13 protein-coding genes are annotated in these 17,859 nt (G+C 69.6%); 2 read left to right on the top strand and 11 right to left on the bottom strand.

Going from position 1 to position 17,859, the window contains the following annotated elements; genetic code table 11:
• Window positions 1-21: 21 nt before the first annotated feature.
• From K0H49_RS14435 to K0H49_RS14385, 11 genes are all read right to left on the bottom strand, one after another.
• Window positions 22-1,701 (bottom strand): ABC transporter ATP-binding protein, encoded by a 1,680-nt coding sequence (locus K0H49_RS14435; RefSeq protein ID WP_219213666.1) that lies wholly within the window; start codon window positions 1,699-1,701, stop codon window positions 22-24.
• Window positions 1,698-2,573 carry an ABC transporter permease gene (locus K0H49_RS14430; protein ID WP_219213663.1) on the bottom strand — a complete coding sequence of 292 codons (876 nt, stop codon included), beginning with the start codon at window positions 2,571-2,573 and terminating at the stop codon, window positions 1,698-1,700. The genes K0H49_RS14435 and K0H49_RS14430 overlap by 4 nt, the downstream gene beginning before the upstream one ends.
• 8 nt (window positions 2,574-2,581) lie before the next feature.
• A complete protein-coding gene (locus K0H49_RS14425) occupies window positions 2,582-3,580 on the bottom strand; it encodes an ABC transporter permease (protein ID WP_219213660.1) in 999 nt (332 codons plus the stop codon).
• A gap of 13 nt (window positions 3,581-3,593) precedes the next feature.
• Window positions 3,594-5,183 (bottom strand): ABC transporter substrate-binding protein, encoded by a 1,590-nt coding sequence (locus K0H49_RS14420; protein ID WP_219213658.1) that lies wholly within the window; start codon window positions 5,181-5,183, stop codon window positions 3,594-3,596.
• 41 nt (window positions 5,184-5,224) lie between these two features.
• A complete protein-coding gene (locus K0H49_RS14415) occupies window positions 5,225-6,604 on the bottom strand; it encodes an LLM class flavin-dependent oxidoreductase (protein WP_219213655.1) in 1,380 nt (459 codons plus the stop codon).
• A gap of 40 nt (window positions 6,605-6,644) precedes the next feature.
• Window positions 6,645-7,460 (bottom strand): MetQ/NlpA family ABC transporter substrate-binding protein, encoded by an 816-nt coding sequence (locus K0H49_RS14410; RefSeq protein WP_257624867.1) that lies wholly within the window; start codon window positions 7,458-7,460, stop codon window positions 6,645-6,647.
• A gap of 258 nt (window positions 7,461-7,718) precedes the next feature.
• Window positions 7,719-8,921: a serine hydrolase domain-containing protein gene (locus K0H49_RS14405; RefSeq protein WP_219213654.1), complete on the bottom strand. Its 1,203-nt coding sequence runs from the start codon at window positions 8,919-8,921 to the stop codon at window positions 7,719-7,721.
• A 164-nt stretch (window positions 8,922-9,085) separates the two neighbouring features.
• Window positions 9,086-10,408, bottom strand: a complete 1,323-nt coding sequence (locus tag K0H49_RS14400; protein WP_257624866.1) for an NAD(P)/FAD-dependent oxidoreductase — start codon at window positions 10,406-10,408, stop codon at window positions 9,086-9,088.
• 15 nt (window positions 10,409-10,423) lie between these two features.
• Entirely contained in the window at window positions 10,424-11,851 is a 1,428-nt protein-coding gene (locus K0H49_RS14395) for an efflux transporter outer membrane subunit (protein ID WP_219213652.1), read from the bottom strand.
• Window positions 11,844-15,008 carry an efflux RND transporter permease subunit gene (locus K0H49_RS14390; RefSeq protein WP_219213651.1) on the bottom strand — a complete coding sequence of 1,055 codons (3,165 nt, stop codon included), beginning with the start codon at window positions 15,006-15,008 and terminating at the stop codon, window positions 11,844-11,846. The genes K0H49_RS14395 and K0H49_RS14390 overlap by 8 nt, the downstream gene beginning before the upstream one ends.
• 13 nt (window positions 15,009-15,021) lie before the next feature.
• Entirely contained in the window at window positions 15,022-16,260 is a 1,239-nt protein-coding gene (locus tag K0H49_RS14385; RefSeq protein WP_219213649.1) for an efflux RND transporter periplasmic adaptor subunit, read from the bottom strand.
• A gap of 171 nt (window positions 16,261-16,431) precedes the next feature.
• Between K0H49_RS14385 and K0H49_RS14380 the strand changes: the two genes are divergently transcribed.
• Together K0H49_RS14380 and K0H49_RS14375 are read left to right on the top strand one after the other, a co-directional pair.
• The gene (locus K0H49_RS14380; RefSeq protein WP_219213646.1) at window positions 16,432-17,043 is read left to right on the top strand and encodes a TetR/AcrR family transcriptional regulator; all 612 of its coding nucleotides are present in this window, start codon (window positions 16,432-16,434) and stop codon (window positions 17,041-17,043) included.
• Window positions 17,044-17,047: 4 nt separating this feature from the next.
• A complete protein-coding gene (locus K0H49_RS14375) occupies window positions 17,048-17,740 on the top strand; it encodes a TetR family transcriptional regulator (protein WP_219213644.1) in 693 nt (230 codons plus the stop codon).
• Window positions 17,741-17,859 lie beyond the last annotated feature (119 nt).

The following is a 17,859-nucleotide window of genomic DNA, read 5'->3' as shown; positions in this document are numbered from 1 at the left end:
GCCGGCGTCAGGCCACCGCCTTCATGCGACTTGCGTGCGGACCTCGGCCGGCGGTGGCCGGCCACTCACCGACAGCGCCAGGCCCGGCACCGCGGCGATCAGCTGCTGCGTGTAGGCATGCACGGGTCGGGTCAGCAGTTCCTGCGCAGGGCCTTGCTCGACGATCTGCCCGCGCTGCATCACGGCGATCCGGTGGCACAGCTGGGCGGCCACGCGCAGGTCGTGGGTGATGAACACCATGGCCAGCGACAGCCGCTGCTGCAGCGCACGCAGCAGCTCCAGTATCTGGGCCTGCACCGTGACGTCGAGCGCGGACACCGGCTCGTCGGCCACCAGCAGCTGCGGGCGCAGCGCGAGCGCGCGCGCGATCACGATGCGCTGGCGCTGGCCGCCCGAGAACTGCGCGGGGTAGCGCGCGTAGGCATTGGCGTCGAGCCCCACGTCCTCGAGCCAGCCGCGCGCCTCCTGCTGCGCCTGGGCCCGGGACATGCCGCTCGCCAGCAGGCCGCGCTCGATGCCGTGCCCCACGGTGTGGTGCGGGTTGAGCGCCGACTGCGGGTCCTGGAACACCATCTGCCAGCGTGGCCGCAACGGCCTCAGCGCACGCTCGGGCAGTGCGCCGATGTCGGTGCCGGCGATCACGATGCGCCCGGCGTCGGGCCGAAGCAGCCGCAGCAGGCAGCGCCCGAGCGTGCTCTTGCCCGAGCCCGACTCGCCCACGATGCCCAGGGTTTCGCCGCGCCGCAGTTCGAAGGAGACGCCGTCGAGCGCCTGCACGCCCGAGGCGGGCCGGCGCGATTGGCGCCATGGCAGCAGCGGCCGCGTTGCGCCCAGCCGCACCGACAGCGCGTCGACCGTGAGCAGCGGCGGTGCCGAGCGATCGACGTCGGCCGGTGGCAGGTGCGTGGTGCGAAAGGCGGCGTCGATCAGGGCGCGCGTGTAGGGATGGGCCGGCGCGCGCAGCACCGCATCGACCGTGCCCTGCTCGACGATGCGGCCATGGCGCATCACCGCCACGCGGTCGGCCATCTCCGCGACCACGCCGAAGTCGTGCGTGACGAACAGCACCGCCATGCCCATGCGGCGCTGCAGGCCGCGGATCAACGCGAGGATTTGCGCCTGCGTGGTCACGTCCAGTGCGGTGGTGGGCTCGTCGGCGATCAGCAGCGCGGGCTCCAGCGCCAGCGCCATCGCGATCACCACCCGCTGCCGCTGCCCGCCCGACAGCTGGAAGGGCAGGCGCGCGCGCAGCGTGGCCGGCTCCGGCAGGCCGACCTGCGTGAGCAGTTCGTGCACGCGCGCGTCGACCTCGGCGCGCGGGCTCACGCCGTGCACCCGCAGCACTTCCGCGATCTGTTCGCCCACCGGCATCAGCGGGTTGAGCGCCGACATCGGTTCCTGGAACACCATGGCGACGCGGTTGCCGCGCAGCGCGCGCCGCTCGCCGGGCGCGAGCGCCAGGATGTCGCGGCCCTCCAGCAGCACCCGGCCGGACTGCACGCTCAAGGCTTCGGGCAACAGGCCCAGCGCCGCGTGGGCGCAGACGGTCTTGCCGCTGCCCGACTCGCCCACCAGGCACAACACTTCGCCGGGCGCGATCGACAGGTCGACGCCCTCGACGGCCCATGCGCGGTCCGCGCCGTCGGGCAGCGCGATGCGCAGGCCCTCGATGCGCAGCACCGGCGTCGGCGTCGCGCTCATGCGGGCCTCGCCGCGCGTCTGGGCGCGCCGGTGGCGGCCGCGCCGGGATGCAGCGCGCGATGCAGCGACTCGGTCGCGACATTGATCGACAGCACCGTGCACAGCAGCGCCAGCCCGGGCCAGACGCTGAGCCACCAGGCCTCGCGCACCATCGTGCGGCCGGCGCCCAGCATGAAGCCCCAGCTCATGAGTTTCGGGTCACCCAGGCCCAGGAAGGCCAGCGCGGATTCGGTGAGCATCGCGGTCGCGACCATGAACGAGGCGCACACCACGATCGGCGACATCGCATTCGGCAGGATCTGCCCGCTCAGGATGCGCCAGGGCCGTTCACCGGCCACGCGGGCCGCGGCGACGAAGTCGCGCTCGCGCAGGCTCATGATCTCGGCGCGCACCAGCCGCGCGACCGGCGGCCACGAAACGATGGCGATGGCGCCGATGATCACCGCGAGCGAGGGCCCGGCAATGGCCACCAGCACCACCGCCATCGCGAACTGCGGCACGGTCTGGAAGCACTCGATGAAGACCGACAGCACGCGGTCGGTGCGACCGCCGGCGTAGCCCGCCAGCGCGCCCAGCGGCACGCCGATGGCCAGCGCCAGCGCGGTCGACACGAAGCCCGCGAGCAAGGAGGCGCGGGCCCCGTGCGCCAGGCCCGCGGCGATGTCCCGCCCCAGCATGTCGCTGCCCAGCGGAAAGGCCCACTGCGACAGCGGTGGCAGCAGCGGCGCGGCAACCATGCGCCAGGGCGAGCGGGTGTAGAGCCACGGCGCCGCCAGCGCCAGCACGACGACCGCGCACAGGAACAGCAGCGCCGGCAAGGCGCCCGGCTGGCGCAGGAAACGGCGCCACAGCGGCGCGAGGAGCGAAGGCATCGAAACGATCAGTGGCCCTGCCGGGCGATGCGTGGGTCGGCCAGCCGGTACAGCAGGTCGGTCAACAGGTTGAAGAGCACCACCAGCACGGCGGTGGTCAGGAAGACGCCCAGCAGCAGCGGGTAGTCGCGCTGCGTGACGGCGTCGAACATCAGCCGGCCGATGCCGGGCCAGGCGAAGACGGTCTCGATCAGGATCGCGCCGCCGGCCAGCTGGCCCAGCTGCACGCCGGCCATGCTGAGCACCGGCAGCAGCGCGTTGCGCAGCACGTGCACCCGCATCACGCGGCCGGGCGGCACGCCCTTGGCATGCGCGGTCTTCACGAAGTCGTGGTGCATCACGTCGAGCATCGCGCCGCGCGTGAGCTGCACGTAGACCGCCATGTACAGGCTGCCCAGTGCCACCGTCGGCAGCACCAGGTGGGCGGCCACGTCGACAGCATTGGCCCAGGCGCTCGTGGCGGCGCCCGAGGCCATGGCCTGCATGCCGAAGGCCGGCAGCCAGTCGAGGCCTACCGAGAAGACGATCACCAGCATCAGCGACAGCCAGAAGGTCGGCGTGGCATACAGCACCATCGCGGCGGTGAAGATCGCGCCGTCGAGCCAGCGCGTGCGCCGCGCCTGGCGCGCCCAGGCCGCGAGTGCGCCCAACGCGATTCCCGCGAGCGCCGAGAACACGAAGGCGCTCGCCAGCAGCAGCAGGGTGGCGGGCAGCCGCTCGGCGATCAGCACCGCCACGTCTTCGTGGTTGCGCGCCGAATGGCCGAGCTCGCCGCGCAGCACGCCGCCCAGGTAGTGCGCGAGCTGCTGCGGCAGCGGCTGGTCGAGCCCGAGCTGCGTGCGCAGTTGCGCCAGGTAGGCCGGATCGTCCGATTGCACCTCGCCCGCGATCACCAGCGCCGGGTCGCCGGGCGCCAGGCGGATCAGGAAGAAGTTGGCCACCAGCACGATCAGCAGCACCAGCGCGCCACGTGCCGCACGCGCGGCCAGGAAGTTCAGCCAGCCCATCCGGAGATGCGCCTCAGGGCTTCTCGATCCAGACGTTGTCGAACGATTCGTTCAGCCCGATGGCCGTGGTCACCAGGTTCTTCACGTTGCGCCGGTACAGCGTCGGGTTCTCGATCTCGAAGAGGTTTGCCACCGCGACGTCGTTGGCGATGATGCGCTGCACCGCCGAGTAGGCCTGCTTCCGCTTGGCCGTGTCGGTGGTGCCACCGCCTTCGGCCCACAGTGCATCGGCGGCCGGATTCCGGTAGCCCTCGATGTTGCCGAAGATGGTGCCCTTGGCGATGTTCGACGACAGGTACAGCGGCGCCACGCCCAACTCCGGATCGCCGTGCTGGTAGTGGAAGTTCAGCGCCAGGTCGAAGTCCCAGTCGCTCGCGCGCTTGTACCAGCCGGCCGGGTCGAGCTGCACCACGTTGACCTGGAAGCCGATCTCCTCGAGCTGCTGCTTGGTGTACTCGATCAGCCGCACCCAGGCGCCGCCGTAGGCCGCGCCCAGCAAATTCAGCGGGCGCTTGCCCACGTCCACGCCCGACTCCTTGATCAGCTGGCGCGCCTTGTCCAGGTTGTAGTCGTAGGCCGGCAGCACCGAGGCGTCGTGGTAGAGCGTGCTCGAGGCGAAGGGGCCGGTGGTCGGCTTGCCGAAGCCGAAGAAGATGTGGTCGATGATGAAGCGGCGGTCCAGTGCGTGCTGGATCGCCTGGCGCACCTTCACGTTGTCCAGCGGCGCATTGCGCAGGTTGGGCTGCAGGAACAGCACCGAGCCGAACTTCTCCCAGCCCTTGGTGGTGAACTCCACGTCGGGCAATGCGCGCAGCCGCTTGATGTCGACGTTGTCGACGTCGCCGCTGCGCAGCGCCTGCACCTGGCCCTTCTCGAAGGCGATGGCGCGCGAGGCCGAATCCGGGATCACGTGGAAGACCACCTCGTCGAGGTAGGGCTGGCCCTTGCGCCAGTAGTCGGGGTTGCGGACGAGCCGGATCGACGCGCCCTTCTTCCATTCCTTGAACACGAAGGGCCCGGTGCCGATCGGCGTCTGGTTGGCCGGGTTGGTGCGGTAGTCGGTGCCTTCGTAGATGTGGCGCGGCAAGATGGGCAGCGTGCCGACCTCGAACACCAGCAGGAAGGCCGGGAACGGCGCCTTGAGCTTGACCTCGACCTGGTCATCGCCGATGGCGCGCAGGCTCTCGATGTGCTGCTCCTTGACCAGGCGCACGCGGCCGCTGAGCGCGGGCAATGCGGTGCCCAGCGAGAACACCACGTCGGCCGCGGTGAAGGGCTTGCCGTCGTGCCAGCGCACGCCTTTCTCCAGCTCGAAGGTATAGGTGCGGCCGTCGGCCGAGACCTTCCAGCTGCGCGCCAGCTCGGGCAACGGCTTCAGGTCGGGCGAGAAGCGCAGCAGGCCCTGGTAGATCTTGCCGGCGACGTACTGCGTCGGGCCCAGCGACTGGATCGCGCTGACCAGCAGCGGCGGCTCGGGTTGCACGATCAGGTTCAGCGTGCCGCCGCGCGTCTGGGCGGAGGCGCCCAGGCACAGGCCGGCGGCGAGCGAGACGGTCAGCGCGGCGGCGCGCAGCAGCCGGGGAAGGCGAGGCAGTGAAGTCATGGCGATGAACGGTGGAAGGGATGAAGGAAATCGCGGGCGCGTCAGGTCGATGCGCCGCCGGATGCCGCACGGCGCAGCGCACCGGCCGGATGCCGCCGCGGCAGGCGGTCGCCCGCGCCGAACAGCTTGTGGCGCAGGCTGCCCTCGGCGTAGGTGGTCTTGAAGCTGCCGCGTGATTGCAGCTCGGGGATCACCAGGTCGACGAAATCGGTGAAGCCCTCGGGCACCACGGTGCGCACGAGATTGAAGCCGTCGATGTCGGTCTCGCGCACCCACGACTCGAGCGCGTCCGCCACGCGCTGCGGCGAACCGATGAGGGGCGTGTGGCGGCTGCCGAGCGTCATCTGCTCGAGCAGCTTGCGCACGGTCCAGGCCTTGCCGGCGCTCTTGGAGGTGACCGACTCGACGAAGGACTGCACCGACTCGGTCTTCACCAGGCTGATCGGCTCGTCCAGCCCATAGCGCGAGAAGTCGATGCCGGTCTGGCTGGAGAAGTGCGCCAGGCCCGCCTGCGGGCTCGCGTAGCGGCGGTACTCGGCGTCGAGTTCCTGGGCCAGCGCGTCGGTCGGTGCGACCACCACCACCACGCCGAGGAAGAAACGCAGGTCGGCCGGATCGCGCCCGAACGCGGCGGCGCGCGCACGGATGGTGCCCACGATCTCGCGCGCCTGCGCCTTGTTGCCCGACACGAACACGCACTCGGCATGCCGCGCCGCGAAGTCGATGCCACGCGCCGACGCGCCGGCCTGGAAGATCACCGGCGTGCGCTGGATCGACGGCTCGGACAGGTGCGCGCCCTGCACGCGGTAGTAAGGGCCCCGGTGGTCGATCGCATGCACCTTCTCCGGCAGCGCATAGACGCCCGCCACCTTGTCGCGCGGCAGCGCATCGTCCTCCCAGCTGCCTTCCCAGAGCTTGTAGACCACGTCCATGAAGTCCTCGGCGCGCGCATAGCGTTCGTCGTGCGGCAGCTGGCGCTCCTGGCCCATGGCGCGCGCCGCGCTGTCGAGGAAGCCGGTGACCACGTTCCACGCGACCCGGCCGCGGCTCAGGTGGTCGAGCGTGGTGAAGCGGCGCGCGAACAGATAGGGCTGCTCGTAGCTCAGGTTGGCGGTGACGCCGAAGCCCAGGTGCCGCGTGGCGTGGGCCATGGCCGGCACCAGCAGCAGCGGGTCGTCGATGGGCATCTGAACCGCGGCGCGCAAGGCGGCGTCGGGGCGGCCTTCGTAGACGTCGTTGGCACCGACGATGTCGGCCAGGAACAGGCTGTCGAAGCAGCCGCGCTCCAGCGTGCGCGCGAGCTCGGCCCAGTAATCGAGGTCGGTGTAGCGCGAGGACTGGTCGCGCGGATGCGTCCACAGGCCGTGGGCGATGTCGCCCACGCAGCTCATGTGGACCGCGTTCATGAGAATCTGCTTCATGGAATGACCAACGCGCCGCAGCGCGCGAGAGGCAAGTCGATTACCAGGCGAAGCCGATGACGCCGTCGTACAGCGTGGTCAGCGACTCGCGCACTTCGGGCGACTTCTGGTAGATCGAGATGAACTGCAGGATGCGCGGATCGTTCCTGCGGTCCGGACGCACCACCCACTGGAAGGCGTACGGGGTCGAGTCCTTCTCGAACACGATCGCGCCCTTGGCCGAGAGGCCGCCGTTCTTGGCGAAGGTGGCATAGGTGGCGGCCGCGTCCACGTCATCGAAGGCGCGTGCGATCTGCGGGCCTTCGAGCTGCACGATGCGCAGCTTGCGCGGGTTGGCCGTGATGTCCTGCACCGTGGCCTTGTGGCCCAGGCCCGGCTTGAGCTGCAGCAGCCCGATCTCCTGCAGGAACTGCAGCGCACGGCCGGTGTTGACCGGGTCCGCCGAGACCGCGATGGACGCGCCGTCGCGCAGCTCGGCCAGGCTCTTGACCTTCTTCGAGTACAGGCCGATCACCGTGGTGTAGCCCGGCGCGATCGGCACCAGGTTCAGGCCGGCCTGCTGGTTGGAGTTCTCCAGGAAGGGGCGGTGCTGGAAGTAGTTGACGTCGACTTCGCCGTTGGCCACCGCGGTGTTGGGCGTGCGCCAGTCGCTGAACTCGACCAGCTCGACCTCCAGGCCCTGCTTGCGCGCCTGCTGCGCGGCGATCTCCACCGCCTTGTTGCCGATGCTCGTGCCCAGGCCGATGCGCAGCGGCTTGTCCGCGGCATGAAGAGACAGGGCAGCGGTCAGCGAAAGGGCGAACGCAAAGCTGGCGAGCACCGTGCGGCGCGCGCGCGAGAAGGACATCGGAGGCATGGGAGCGACGAAAAGAGAGAGAACGTAGGGAGCGCGATGCGCGCGGGATCGTGGACCCCGACACACGGCAGCATGGGCGACGCAGCAGTGCGACGCCGCGGGAATTCTCTCTACGACAGCGTTCGCGCAGAAGGACGAAATACGAGTTTCGAACGCCGGATTTCTTCTAAGCATTGCAGGCCGAACGTGCTGAGCGTTCGCCTGCAAAGGATGCAATGCGCGAGCCGAGGCGCACCGTCATCGCGTGGGACCTCCACCCTACTTCCCCGCACCCTCGCCATCAACGGCCTTCTGCACCGCCCGGTAGAAGTCCTCCCTCGCCGCGCCGTCGGCCCGGCTCGATGCCCCGCCGGCCCAGTCGCCGTTGGAGGCGATGACCAGCTGGCGCTTCGGGTCGATGAAGATGCCCTGGCCGAAGATGCCGCGCGCCGCGAAGCTGCCGTCGTCGTAGGTCCACCACTGGTAGCCGTAGCCGCGGCCCGGCTGACCGGTGTCGGCGCGCCGGGTGGTGGCCTGGGCCAGCCAGTCGTCCGGCACGATGGGCTGCCCGCCGACGCGCGCACCGTCGAGGATGAACTGGCCGAAGCGGGCGAAGTCGCGCGTGGCCGCCTGGATGCAGCAACCGCTGATCTCCTGGCCCGTGCGGCTCAGCATCCAGGTGGCTTGCTGCTCCATGCCGGCCGGCCGCCAGATCTTCTCCGAGAGGTAGTCGGCCAGCGGCTTGCCCGTGGCCCGCGCCACCAGCACCCCCACCAGGTTGGTCTCGCCGGTGCTGTAGTTCCAACGCGTGCCCGCCGGCGCCACCCGGGGCAGCTGGCGCAGATAGCTCACCAGCGCGTCGACGCCCGGCTCGGGCCGATGCTTGTTGAAGCGCGCCACGTCCGACTCCGGATCGGCGTAGTTCTCGTTCCAGCGGACGCCGGAGCTCATGGTCAGCAGATCGCGGATGCTGACGGCGTCGTAAGCCGAACCCTTCATCTCCTGGATGTAGTCGCTGACCTTGTCGTCGAGGCTGCGGATGCGGCCATCGCGCAAGGCGGCGCCGAGCAGCGTGGAAGTGAGAGATTTGGCCACCGAGAAACTGGTCCAGCGCCCCTGGGCGTCGAAGCCCAGGCCATAGCGCTCCAGGCGCAGCTTCCCGCCCTGCAGGATCACGAGCGCGGCACTGCGCTGTTGCGCCATGAAAGCGTCGACGTCCAGCGGCAGCGCCAGGGGCGGCCCGGGCGGCAAAGGAGATGGCGTGGTGCCCGCGGGCACCACGTGCGCCTTGGCCAGCACCGGCAGGCGGTCGAAGGCCCGGAAGCCCGCGTCGCGCTGCGCCTGGTTCCAGAACAGCACGTCGCCGTTGGTCGGCAACGTGGCGAGCAGGCCGCGCGTTTCCTTGTCCAGACTGAACCAACCCGCAGTACCGGCGATGGCCAGAACGGCGAGCCCTCCAAGAACGATCTTGCCAAGCTTCATGCTGCAGCCTCCCTCCGTGATGTTGTGATGTGCCGAGGCAGCACATTGGACACCAAGGCGGACCCTGCCTCCCGGCATATCAAGACACGATTTATTCGAAGTGTGCCACTACCCCTGTCCGGAAAAGACGCTGCGGGCGCAGGACCTGGCCAGGATGCCGAAGCTCAGTCCAGCCGGATCCTCGGCCGCAACCGGCCATTGATCCGATCGACGAGCCACATGAGCCCGCCGATCCAGAAGCCGTGCAGCCGCGACTGGTGCGCGCGGTACAGCAGCGCATGCCCGGCCTGCGCGGCCCAGCCGCGGAACGAGCCGCCGGCGATCAGGCCGTGCTGTTCGAGGTGGCCGTAGGCATCGAAGCGTGCGAGCGAGACCAGGCCGCCCGCATTGCGGTAGCCGAAAGCGGGAATGGCAATGCCCTGTGTGCTCCATGCAGGCAGATGGCGGGCCAGGTGCAAGGCCTGCTGGTGTGCGACCTGCGCGGTCGCGGGCAGCGCGCGCGCCATGCCGGGCAATTGGAGGCTGGCGCAATCGCCGATCGCGAAGACGGCCGGGTCGCTCACGGTCTGCAGGCTGGGCGTCACGCGCAGTTGGTGGTTGGCGTTCTTCTCGAAGCCATCGAAACGGCCCAGGAAGTCCGGCGCCTTGACGCCCGCGGCCCAGACGCGGATGGCACCCGGGACGGTCTCGCCCCCCACCAACACGAGGCCGTCTTCCGTGACCGACGTCACGCGTTCGCCGACGCGCACGCGCACGCCCAGCGACTCGAGCCGCCTGCGGGCGCCCTCCGCGACCGCCTCCGGAAAGGCCGCCAGCAATCGCGGGCCGCTCTCCACCAGCGTGATGCGCATGCGCGAGGCCAGCGCCGGTGCGCCATAGGTGCCGGCCTCCTGCGCCATCTGAACCAGTTCGGCCGCCAGTTCGACGCCCGTCGCACCGCCGCCGACGATGGCGATCGGCAGCTCGGTCGATTCGGCCAGGCATTGCAGCAGCCGGATGCGCACCTCCAGGTTGAAGCGCTCGGCTTCGCGCCGCGAATCGATCCGGTAGCAGAGCGCGCGGACACCGGGCGTGCCGAAGTCGTTGGCCTCGCTGCCCACCGCGATGACGAGTGCGTCGTAGCCGATGCGCCGCCGCTTCACGATCAAGCGCCCGTCGGGCGTGACCAGCGGCGCGATTTCGATTTCGCGCGTCGAGGCATGCAGCGCGCTCATGGCGCCCGGCTGGAACGCGAAGCCGGCGCGCTGGGCCTGCGCCGCATAGGCCACCTGCTGCTGGTGCACGTCGCGCGTGCCGGCCGCAATGGTGTGCAGCATGGGCTTCCAGATGTGCGAGCTTTCGGCGTCCACCAGCGTGACGCTGAAGCGACCGCCACGGCGCGCCTGGCGGCCCAGTGCGCTCGCCAGTTCGAGGCCGGCCACACCGCCGCCGACCACGACGATGTGCGGCGCGGGTGGCATCTGTTCCTCCTGCAAGGACTGCGTCATGACCCGGCCTCCGCGCTATGACCAGCCACCGCCCAGCGTCCTGTACAGCGTGACCTGGTTCTGCAACTGCAGCAGCCGGGCGGCCACGGCCGATTGCTGGGCCGCGAACAGCGCGCGCTGCGCGTCCAGCAGGTCCAGCGTGCTGGCCACGCCGTTGCGCTGGCGCAGGTCGGACAGCCTGAAGCGCACGCTCTCTGCTTCGGCCTGCGCGCGCTGCGCACGCACCTGCTCGCCCAGGGTGGCGCGGCCCGCGAGCGCGTCGGCCACCTCGCGGAAGGCCATCTGGATCGACTGCTCGTACTGCGCCACCGCGATCTCGCGGCCGGCCTGGGCCGATTCGAGGTTGGCGGCGTTGCGGCCCGCATCGAAGATCGGCAGCGTCACGGCGGGCGCGAAGGACCAGGCCTGGGTGCCGCTGTCGAACAGGCCCGAGAACGCGTTGCTGGCGGTCCCGAAGGCCCCGGTGAGCGTCACGCGCGGGAAGAAATTAGCGCGCGCCGCGCCGATGTTGGCGTTGGCCGCGATCAGCTGCTGCTCCGCGGCGCGGATGTCGGGCCGCGCGGCCAGCAGGTCCGAAGGCAGGCCGGCCGGCACGTCGGGCATCGGCGCGATGCCGTCCAGGTCGGCGGCGACACCGGCCGTGGCCTCGGGCGGCACCGGCGCGCCCAGCAGCAGCGCGAGCGCGTTCTCGTCCTGCTGGCGCGCACGGATCTGCTGCGCATGGGCCGCGCGCGCCGTTTCCAGCAGCGAGTTCGCGGCCTGGAATTCGAGCTCGGAAGCCACGCCGCTGTCGAAGCGCAGCCGGGTCAGGCGCACCGATTCTTCGCGCGTGTCCAGCGTCTGGCGCGTGATCTCGAGCATGGCGTTGTCGGCCAGCAGCGTGAGCCAGCCATTGGCGACCGAGGCGACCAGGCTGATCTGCACCGCCTTGCGGGCCTCGTCCGTGGCCAGGTACTGCGCCAGCGCCTGGTCCTTGAGTGCGCGGACGCGGCCGAAGAAATCCAGCTCCCAGGCGGTGACGCCCAGGTTGACGCTGTACTGCGAGGCCACGCTGCCCTGCCCCGGCACCAGGCCCTGGTAGGCGTTGGGGCTCGAGCGCGAGCCCGCGCCCGTCACGCCCAGCGCCGGGAAGAGCGCCGAGCGCTCGATCTGGAACTGCGCGCGCGCCTGCTCGATGCGCAGCACCGAGACGCGCAGGTCGCGGTTGTTGGCCAGCGCGGTACGGATCAGGCCCGCGAGCCGGGGATCGGTGAAGAAGTCCTGCCATGGCAGGCCGGCCGCAGCGGCGCCGGCCGCGTGCGCCGAGGCACCCGGATCGCCAGGATCGCCGGGATAGGCGAGGGGCACCGGTGCCACCGGCCGCTCGTAGGTCGGGATCAGCGAGCAGCCGCCGAGCACCAGCGCGCCGACCAGCGTCGTCAGCCTGAAAAACGAATCAACCATGGTTCTTCTCTCCCTCGATGCCTGCGGCATGGGCCTGCGCGGCGTAGATTTCCTGCTGGCGCGCGCTGCCCTTGAACAAGGTCCTCACGATGACGAAGAAGGTCGGGACGAAGACCACGGCCAGCACGGTGCCGGTGATCATTCCGCCGATCACGCCGGTGCCGATGGCACGCTGGCTCGCCGAACTCGCGCCGGAGGCGATGAACAGCGGCACCACGCCCAGCGTGAAGGCCAGCGAGGTCATGATGATCGGCCGGAAGCGCAGGTGCGCCGCTTCCAGCGCGGCCTGCACCACGGTGCGTCCCTCGGCCTGCAGGTCCTTGGCGAACTCGACGATCAGGATCGCGTTCTTCGCCGACAGGCCGATGATGGTGATCAGCCCGATCTGGAAGTAGACGTCGTTGGCCATGGAGCGTGTCATGACGGCCACCACCACGCCCAGCACCCCCAGCGGCACGACCAGGATCACGGCCAGCGGAATGGTCCAGCTCTCGTAGAGCGCGGCCAGGCACAGGAACACCGCCAGAATCGCGAAGGCATAGAGCACCATCGCCGCCGAACCGGCCAGGCGTTCCTCGCGCGACTGCCCGGTCCATTCGAAGGCGAAGCCCTTGGGCAACTCCGCGGCCAGCCGCTCCATCTCGTCCATCGCCTCGCCGGTGCTGCGCCCCGGCGCCGCATCGCCCGCGATCTTCATGGCCGGATAGCCGTTGTAGCGGACCATCTGCATGGCGCCGGTGTTCCACTTCGTCTTCACGAAAGCCGACAGCGGCACCGCCTGGCCTTCGTCATTGACCACGTTGAGCTGCAGCAGATCGTCCGGCTGCATGCGCGCGGCCGCCTCCGCCTGGACCAGCACCCGCTGGAGCCGGCCCTGGTTCGGGAAGTCGTTGACGTAGCTCGAGCCCAGCGATGTCGAGATCGCGCTGTTGATGGCCGCGTAGTTGACGCCCAGCGCATTCGCCTTGGCGCGGTCGATGTCCAGCTGCAGCTGTGGCGCGTCTTCCAGGCCGTCGGCCCGCACGCCGGCCAGCAGCGGGCTCTTGGCCGCCGCAGCCAGCAGCTGGTTGCGCGCCGCGGTCAGTGCCTCATGGCCGTGCGCACCGCGGTCCTGCAGGCGGAAGGTGAAGCCCGAGGCCTGGCCCAGTTCGGGAATCGGTGGCGGCGACAGCGGGATGATGAAGGCGTCGCGGATCTGCGAGAACTCCGCCCCCGCGCGCTGGGCGATGGCGGCCGCGGTGTGCGCCTCGCCCTTGCGTTCCTTGTAGTCCTTGAGCGTGGCGAAGGCGATGGCGGCGTTCTGCCCGCGCCCGGTGAAGCTGAAGCCCAGGATGCCGACGATCTCCTTGACCTCGGGCTGCTGGAGCATGTACTCCTCGACCTGCTTGACCGCGTCGAGCGTGCGCTGCTGCGTGGCACCCGGCGGCAGCTGGACGCTGACCAGCACGAAGCCCTGGTCCTCGTTCGGCAGGAAGGAGGTGGGCAGGCGCGTGTAGCACAGCGCCACCACGCCGATGATCGCCACGTACAGCACCGCCATCCGGCCGCCCCGGTTGAGGAAGCGTGCCACCCAGCCTTCATAGCCCTTGGCGGTCTTCGCGAAGCGCCGGTTGAACCAGCCGAAGAAGCCCTTCTTCTCGTGGTTGTGGCCGGCGGCCACCGGCTTGAGCAGCGTGGCGCAGAGCGCGGGGGTGAGCGACAGCGCCAGGAAGGCCGAGAACGCGATCGACACCACCATGGTGGCGGCGAACTGGCGGTAGATGTTGCCGACCGCGCCCGAGAAGAAGGCCAGCGGCACGAACACCGCGATCAGCACCAGCGTCACGCCGACGATCGCGCCCGAGATCTGGCCCATGGCCTTGCGCGTGGCGGCCAGCGGCGGCAGCCCTTCTTCGCTCATGATGCGTTCGACGTTCTCGACCACCACGATGGCATCGTCCACCACGATGCCGATCACCAGCACCATGCCGAACATGGTCAGCACGTTAATCGAGAATCCCAGCGCGAGCAGGGCCGCGAAGGTGCCCAGCAGGGCGATGGGCACGACGATGGTGGGAATCACCGTGTAGCGCCAGTTCTGCAGGAACAGGAACATCACCAGGAACACCAGCACGATCGCCTCGATCAGCGTGTGCGTCACCTGCTCGATCGAGATCGAGACGAAGGTCGAGCTGTCGTAGGGGATCTGCCACTTCACCGCATCCGGGAAGTAGGCCTGCAGCTGCTCCATGCGCTGGCGCACGGCGGTGGCGGTCGCCAGGGCGTTGCCGCTGGGCGAGAGCTGGATGCCGACCGCGATGGCCGGCTTGCCGTTCAGGCGCGAGGCATAGGCATAGGTCTCGATGCCCATCTCGATGCGGGCCACGTCCTTGAGCAGCACGGTCGAGCCGTCGCGGTTGGCGCGCAGCACGACGTTGCCGAACTCCTCGATGTTCGCCAGCTGGCCAGGCACCTGCACCGTCGCCGAGATCGCCTGCGCATCGAGGTTGGGCAGGTCGCCGATCGAGCCCGAGGCCACCTGTGCGTTCTGCGCGGCGATGGCCGCGTTGACGTCGTTGGTCGACAGGTTGAAGCCGATCAGCTTGGCCGGATCGATCCAGATCCGCATCGCGCGCTCGGAAGCGAACAGCTGCGCCTGGCCGACGCCCGGCAGGCGCTGGAGTTCGGGCAGCACGTTGCGCGAGACATAGTCACCCAGGTCGTAGACCGTGTAGCCCGGGTCCTCGGTGGTCAGGGCGACCATCATCAGGAAGTTGGTCGAGGCCTTCTCGACGCGCACGCCCTGCTGCGTGACCGCGGCCGGCAGGCGCGGCGTCGCGCGCGACAGGCGGTTCTGCACGTCGACCTGCGCCAGGTCTGGATCGGTGCCGGGCTCGAAGCTGATCGAGATCTGGCCCGTGCCGTTGGCCTCGCTGGACGATTCCATGTAGGCCAGGCCCGGCGACCCGTTCATCTCGCGCTCGATCACGGAGAGCACGCTTTGATCGAGCGTCTTGGCCGAGGCGCCGGGATAGCTCACGTTGATGGTGATGGTCGGCGGTGCCACCGGCGGGTACTGCGCGATCGGCAGTTGCGTGATCGCCACCAGGCCGAGCACGATGATGAACAGCGAGATCACCCAGGCGAAGATCGGGCGATCGATGAAGAATTTGGCCATGCGACGGGTCCTCTTATGGCTTGGGCATGGAGGCCGTGGCTGCAGGCGAGGCAGCAGGCGCATCGGCCTTCTTCACGGCCGGGTCCTGCCACGGCACCGCCTTCACGGGCGTGCCGGGCGGCATCATCTGGAGCTTCTGGAATCCGTCGACCATGACCTGCTCACCGGCCTGGAGGCCATCGAGCACCAGCCAGCGGTTGTCGCGCGCCATGCTGATCTTCACGTCGCGCGAACTGACCTTGCCTTGCGCATCGACCACCTTCAGCGTGTCGCCCTGGCCGGTGCGCGTGACGGCCTGCTGCGGCACGCTGATGGCATTGGCGGCCTGCGCCTGCTCGATGCGCACGCGCACGTACAGGCCCGGCAGCAATGTGCCATCGGGGTTGGGAATCTCCGCGCGCAGCGCGACCTGGCCGGTGCTCGCATCGACCGTGAGGTCGGAGAACAGCAGCTTGCCGGCCCGCGGAAACTCGGAGCCGTCCTCGAGCACGAGGCGCACGCTGGCGGCGGCGCTGCCATTCGCGCGCTTGAACTGCCCGTCCTCCATCGCGCGGCGCAGCCTGAGCACCTCGTTCGCCGACTGGGTGAAGTTGACGTACATGGGGTCGATCTGCTGGATCACCGCGAGCTCGGTGGCATCGCCCTGGCCGACCAGCGCGCCCTCGGTCACGAGGGCCCGGCCGATGCGGCCCGAGATCGGCGCCGTCACGCTGGCGTAGCCCAGGTTGATCCGTGCCGTGGCCACCGCGGCGCGGCCCACGGCCACATCGGCATCGGCCGACTTGGCCGCGGCCACGGCGTTGGCGTACTCCTGCTTGCTCACCGCATTGGCTTCGACCAGCGGCCGGTAGCGTTCGGCCAGCGCGCGCGCCTGCGCCGCGTTGGCCTCGGCCCGCGCCAGCCCGGCGGCAGCGCTCTGCGCGGCGGCGGCGTAGGGCGCGGGATCGATCCTGAAGAGCGGCTGCCCGGCCTTCACGTCGCTGCCCTCACGGAACACGCGCTCCTGCAGGATGCCGGCCGCGCGGGCACGCACCTGCGCCACGCGAGACGCTTCGAGCCGGCCGGGCAGCTCGGTCACCAGGCCGACGTCGCCCGGGGTCGCCACGATCACACCGACGGAAGCGGCGGGTGGGGCCGCGGCGGCGGCCGCCGGTGCGCCGTCCTTTCCGCCGCAGGCAGAAAGCGCCAGGAGCATCACCGCCGACAAGGCAAAGGGACGCACAAACAACAGGGGTTCGCGGAAGGAGTTCATGGGCAGATTCGCAGTGTTGGAGCGGGCAACGCCAAGGCGTTGACCAAAATAGAATGATCATTCTAGAATGAATATTCTATTTCTGTCCAATGCAAGGGATTGGCTCCGACGCCGGCCGCGCCGATGAACGCTGTACAAACGAGACATGCCCGACAACCAGAGGACCACGCCATGAGCGCCCCACCCCGTGCGCCGGAACCCGTGCGCGGCGAAGCACGCCGCCAGCAGGTGCTGGACGCAGCCAGCGCCTGCTTTCGCGATCACGGCTTTCATGGCACCAGCATCCAGCGCATCTCGCAGGCCGCGGGCATGAGCGCCGGCCACATCTATCACTACTTCGACAACAAGGAGGCGATCGTTGCCGGCATCGTCGAGCAATACCTGCACGAGACCCTCGAGCTGGTGCACCGCATCGGTGAGGCCGCCCGGTCGATCGGCATCATGGAGGCCGTGGTCGCCGAGGTCGCGGAAGGCATCAATGCGCGCGCCGACGAGCGGCGCAACGGGCTCGACCTGGAGATCCTGGCCGAGGCCTCGCGCAACCCGGTGATCGCCGCCGCGATCCAGCAGGTCGACCAGACCTTGCGCAACCGGATGCGCGATCTCTGGCTTCAATCGCCGGCGCTGAAGAAGCTGCCCCGCGCCGAACTCGAGGCTCGCATCACGGTGTTGAGCTCCTTGTTCGACGGGCTGGCGATCCGCGCGCTCTGCGATCCGTCGATGAACAAGGCGGCCACCACCGCCGTGGTGCAGCGGGTCTTTCGCATGCTGATGAGCGAGTAGGCGGGTGGCCCGCAGAACCCACGGGCAAGCGCAGCAGACGCGGCAACGCATCCTGGATGCGGCGTCTCTGGCCTTCTGCAGCAAGGGCGTGTCGAGCACCTCGCTGGAAGACGTGGCGCGCAAGGCGCTGGTGACGCGCGGTGCGGTCTACTGGCACTTCAAGGACAAGCACGCCCTGCTGGCGGCGTTGCTGGAGAGCATCCGGATGCCGACCGAGCACGTCACGTCGGGCGACTCGCTGAGGGAGGACTGCGACAGGCTGACCACCGCACTGCTCGAGACGGCTCGGAGTCAGTCCATCCGCCGGGTGCTGCGGATCATCCTGTGCAAGGTCGAGTGGACCGAGGCCCAGCCCTATGTCAAGCGCCGCGTCGTGCGGGCGCGTCGACAGATGGACGCCCATTTGTTGGCGGTGTTCTCCGGGGCCCTGGCGCGTGGAGAGCTCCGGCCCGGTATCGCGTCGGCCGACCTCGGCCTGCTCGCGGACGCCTTTCAGGCGGGCATGACGGGGCTGCTCTTCGAGCTGGCCCAGTCACGGCGCAGCCTGCGCGACGAACTGCATGTTCAATCGGTGATGCGCATCCTCTACGAGTCCTGCGCGAAGGCCGAAGGTGGTGCGACCGGGGCCTTGCGGCTGTGTGCTTCGGCGCACGCCACAGCGCCTTCGCGCATGACGCCGTCGACCTGCTCGCTGTAGAGATCCAGACTCTTGCGCAGGATTGCCACCCGCACGAACTTCAGGCAGCTGCTTTCCGGGCGTGCCGCTTCTTCACGCGCCGTCGCTTCCAGGGGAGGGCATCGCCCAGTGGCGGAAGT

The organism is Variovorax boronicumulans (genome assembly GCF_019352895.1).
Classification (GTDB): domain Bacteria; phylum Pseudomonadota; class Gammaproteobacteria; order Burkholderiales; family Burkholderiaceae_C; genus Variovorax; species Variovorax boronicumulans_A.
Note: the sequence above shows the minus strand (reverse complement) of the source record. Positions and strands in the feature narration are given on the sequence as shown.

What these genes read in the sequence shown, in the direction of transcription:
- K0H49_RS14405 (WP_219213654.1), bottom strand. Translation starts at nt 8,921, where the DNA reads ATGAAGCTTGGCAAGATCGTTCTTGGAGGGCTCGCCGTTCTGGCCATC.
- K0H49_RS14425 (WP_219213660.1), bottom strand. Translation starts at nt 3,580, where the DNA reads ATGGGCTGGCTGAACTTCCTGGCCGCGCGTGCGGCACGTGGCGCGCTG.
- K0H49_RS14395 (WP_219213652.1), bottom strand. Translation starts at nt 11,851, where the DNA reads ATGGTTGATTCGTTTTTCAGGCTGACGACGCTGGTCGGCGCGCTGGTG.
- K0H49_RS14430 (WP_219213663.1), bottom strand. Translation starts at nt 2,573, where the DNA reads ATGCCTTCGCTCCTCGCGCCGCTGTGGCGCCGTTTCCTGCGCCAGCCG.
- K0H49_RS14435 (WP_219213666.1), bottom strand. Translation starts at nt 1,701, where the DNA reads ATGAGCGCGACGCCGACGCCGGTGCTGCGCATCGAGGGCCTGCGCATC.
- K0H49_RS14420 (WP_219213658.1), bottom strand. Translation starts at nt 5,183, where the DNA reads ATGACTTCACTGCCTCGCCTTCCCCGGCTGCTGCGCGCCGCCGCGCTG.
- K0H49_RS14415 (WP_219213655.1), bottom strand. Translation starts at nt 6,604, where the DNA reads ATGAAGCAGATTCTCATGAACGCGGTCCACATGAGCTGCGTGGGCGAC.
- K0H49_RS14390 (WP_219213651.1), bottom strand. Translation starts at nt 15,008, where the DNA reads ATGGCCAAATTCTTCATCGATCGCCCGATCTTCGCCTGGGTGATCTCG.
- K0H49_RS14410 (WP_257624867.1), bottom strand. Translation starts at nt 7,460, where the DNA reads ATGCCTCCGATGTCCTTCTCGCGCGCGCGCCGCACGGTGCTCGCCAGC.
- K0H49_RS14400 (WP_257624866.1), bottom strand. Translation starts at nt 10,408, where the DNA reads ATGACGCAGTCCTTGCAGGAGGAACAGATGCCACCCGCGCCGCACATC.
- K0H49_RS14385 (WP_219213649.1), bottom strand. Translation starts at nt 16,260, where the DNA reads ATGAACTCCTTCCGCGAACCCCTGTTGTTTGTGCGTCCCTTTGCCTTG.
- K0H49_RS14380 (WP_219213646.1), top strand. Translation starts at nt 16,432, where the DNA reads ATGAGCGCCCCACCCCGTGCGCCGGAACCCGTGCGCGGCGAAGCACGC.